This window comes from Luteibacter sp. P4_E6 (assembly GCF_056401535.1).
In genome coordinates this window covers 1-2,757 of record NZ_JBFUJE010000514.1, presented here as the reverse complement: position 1 = coordinate 2,757, position 2,757 = coordinate 1, and the positions used below count along the sequence as shown (strand labels likewise).

Sequence of the window (2,757 nt, the reverse complement as noted above, 5' to 3'; positions counted from 1 at the left end):
CAGTATGGACGTCTTAAAGTCCACACGAAGTCTCGCCGTGGCGGTCGTCGCTTTGTTCATGCGATCGCTTTCGTCCCCGGAATCAGGCGTTTCGTCCCCAGGCACTGGCACGCGGCCTAGCAAGGTAAGAAAGTGCGAATCGGGTCAGGGTTAAGGGACGGGCGCGCATGGCTTCTCGCAGCATCAAGACGGTCGGCGGCATGGTGGTGCTTCTCGCCGTGGCCACTGCCGCCTTTTATACGCTTTCCGTCGGGGATCTTTTCCGCACGGCGACCAACTCGGTCAGTCGGTCACTTTGCGGGGCGGTTTTCATTTCGCACGTGGATCCCGACCGTCTCTTCCGCGAAGAACAGTTGCCGAACATGCGCAGCATCGGCTGGGCGCTACGTTACCGCGTGGACGCCGAGCACCGCGAGGTCCGCACGACGGTCCTCGGCGCGTTCGGCGCGCGGGCGGTCTTTCGGGAAGGATTGGGATGCCTGCTCGTGCATGGCGGCGAAGAGGTGCCCGATGTGGCCGGCGTCGTTGGCGTAGCGGCTAGCGATACGCCAGACCCGATGGGGCCGGACGTGGTTGAGCCGACCGACGCTGGCCTTCGCCAGGCCCTCGACCTGGCCTTCTCCGAACCCAACCAGGCGAGCCCACGGCTGACCAAGGGCCTCGTCGTACTCCACGACGGCAAGCTCATCGCTGAGCGGTATGCACCCGGCTATGGGCCGGAAACGCCGATCTGGGGTCACTCCCTGTCGAAATCGGTCACCAACGCCGTAGTGGGCGTCCTCGTGCGCGAGGGCAAACTCCGGCTGGATCAGCGAGCGGGTATGCCGGCGGATCCGAGGATCACTATCGACCAGTTGTTGCGCATGGATAGCGGGCTGCCTTTCGACGAGACGGACGGGCCGCTCAATCCGATGTCGCGCATGTTCTTCCTCGAAAGCGACATGGCCCGCTATGCGGCGACGGTGCCACTCGTCCATGCACCCGGCACGGCCTGGGCCTATAGCAACCTCGGCTACGTATGGCTCTCTCGCGTGGCGATGGATGCCGCGGGCGCACGCGACGCCGTCGCGGCCGAAGGCTTCGTGCGCAAGGCGTTGTTCGCACCGCTGGGCATGCGTCATGCCGTGATCGAGACCGATGGCGCCGGCACGCCCGTGGGGTCGAGCCATGTTTACGCATCCACCCGCGACTTTGCGCGCTTCGGCCAGCTTTACCTCGACGATGGGGTGATCGACGGCCAGCGAATCCTGCCCGAGGGCTGGGTCGCTTACAGCCACTCGCAAACGCTCGATACCGGCTACGGCGCAGGCTTCTGGACCAACCTGGTCAATAAGGGCAGCGTGCCGGTCTGGGACGCCCCGTGGGGGCTGCCCGAGCTGCCTAAGGATATGTACTTCGCGCGTGGCGCGTTCGGTCAGTACATCGTCATCGTGCCGTCGGAACGGCTGGTTGTTGCGCGCCTGGGCATCAGTATCCGCGGCGGTACGGGCATCGGCGAGGTCGTCGCGAAGATCATCACGGCGCTGCACCGGCAGGCATCGTCGCAGTAATCCTTGCGACATACCTCTCCGACCCGGACTTTTGGGTGCTATCGGACCGCTTGCATCGTCGCTACGCTCGTTCGTGGCACCTTTGCTGGGGATAAGCATGAGCAGCGTGGAGATCGGCCGGACCTCGTCGAAGGGCGTGCGGCCACCGTTCTATCTCGTCATGTCGTTGGCGATGGCGGCGGTCATCATCGCCGGCTTTTCGCGAACGGTGCCGGACGATTTCACCGCGGGGCCGGCGTTTCCGCTGCTTCTGGCCATCCACGGGATGGTCTTCACCCTCTGGATCGTTCTCTTCGTTGCCCAGCCGGCGATCGTCGCACGCGGCTCGCTCAAGCTTCATCGCCGTGTCGGATGGGTTGGCGCGGGCCTGGCGGCAGCGATGGTCGCGATGGGTCTGGCAGCGACCCTGTATGCGATCCACTCCAGTTCGGTCCCCTCGTTTTTCCCACCGCCCCTGTTCCTGGTGATGAATACGATTGGCATCCTGGTCTTCGGTGGCCTGGTCACCGCAGGCGTGATGCACCGCAAGAAGGCCGAGTGGCACAAGCGCCTGATGCTCTGCGCGACGATTTCCATCCTTGGGCCGGGCATCGGGCRGCTGTTGCCGATGGAATCGTTCGGTCGCGCCGCGCCCCTGGTGATGTTCGCCGCCATTTTGGCCTTCGGACTGGCGGGGCCGATCTACGATGCGATCATCCGGCGTCGTGTGCACCCGGCCTACCTATGGGGCGTTTCGACCATCCTGGTCAGCATGATGATCACGGGGCCGATCGCGTTTACCCCAGCCGCTCGTGCGCTGGTCGCGTTCATTCGCTCGGTGTAGCCGCGTCCGCCAACCACCGCGCAGCACGACCGCTCGACATGCATTCCGGACCGTTCGTCACGGGCGCCGCGCCGTCCATCCTGTCGCGCACGACACGCGTGCGTGTACGTTCTATCGTTGCACGATGGACCCGACTGACGGCACTGTTCTCGACGTGGAGCGTCTCGCATACTTGGCCCGTTCCGCCGGGGAAAACGCCGTGACCGATCCGATGACATGGCCCGTGTGGAAGAAGCGGGCACTGGTACTGGCCCTGTGGACGGTGCTGGCCGTCTCCTACGCCGCAAGTGCCGTGATCTCCGCGCGTGCCGAAGGCCATCCGGCGGGCTGGACAAGGCCGCTGGTCTGGACCTTCGTCGACTTCTATCTCTGGATGTTCCTGAC

At 64.7% G+C, this 2,757-nt stretch carries 2 protein-coding genes and 1 pseudogene; all 3 read left to right on the top strand.

Annotated features, from left to right (window positions below; all coding sequences use genetic code 11):
* Positions 1 to 167 precede the first annotated feature (167 nt).
* A complete protein-coding gene (locus tag AC1DT2_RS20095; protein WP_477298288.1) occupies positions 168 to 1,550 on the top strand; it encodes a serine hydrolase domain-containing protein in 1,383 nt (460 codons plus the stop codon).
* 97 nt (positions 1,551 to 1,647) lie between these two features.
* Positions 1,648 to 2,373, top strand: a complete 726-nt coding sequence (locus tag AC1DT2_RS20090) for a hypothetical protein (protein ID WP_477298286.1) — start codon at positions 1,648 to 1,650, stop codon at positions 2,371 to 2,373.
* 199 nt (positions 2,374 to 2,572) lie between these two features.
* A pseudogene (locus AC1DT2_RS20085) lies at positions 2,573 to 2,757 on the top strand (sensor histidine kinase); the annotation flags it as partial.

Excerpts from the sequence above, each read along its gene's own strand:
- AC1DT2_RS20095 (WP_477298288.1), top strand. The coding sequence starts at position 168 with ATGGCTTCTCGCAGCATCAAGACGGTCGGCGGCATGGTGGTGCTTCTC.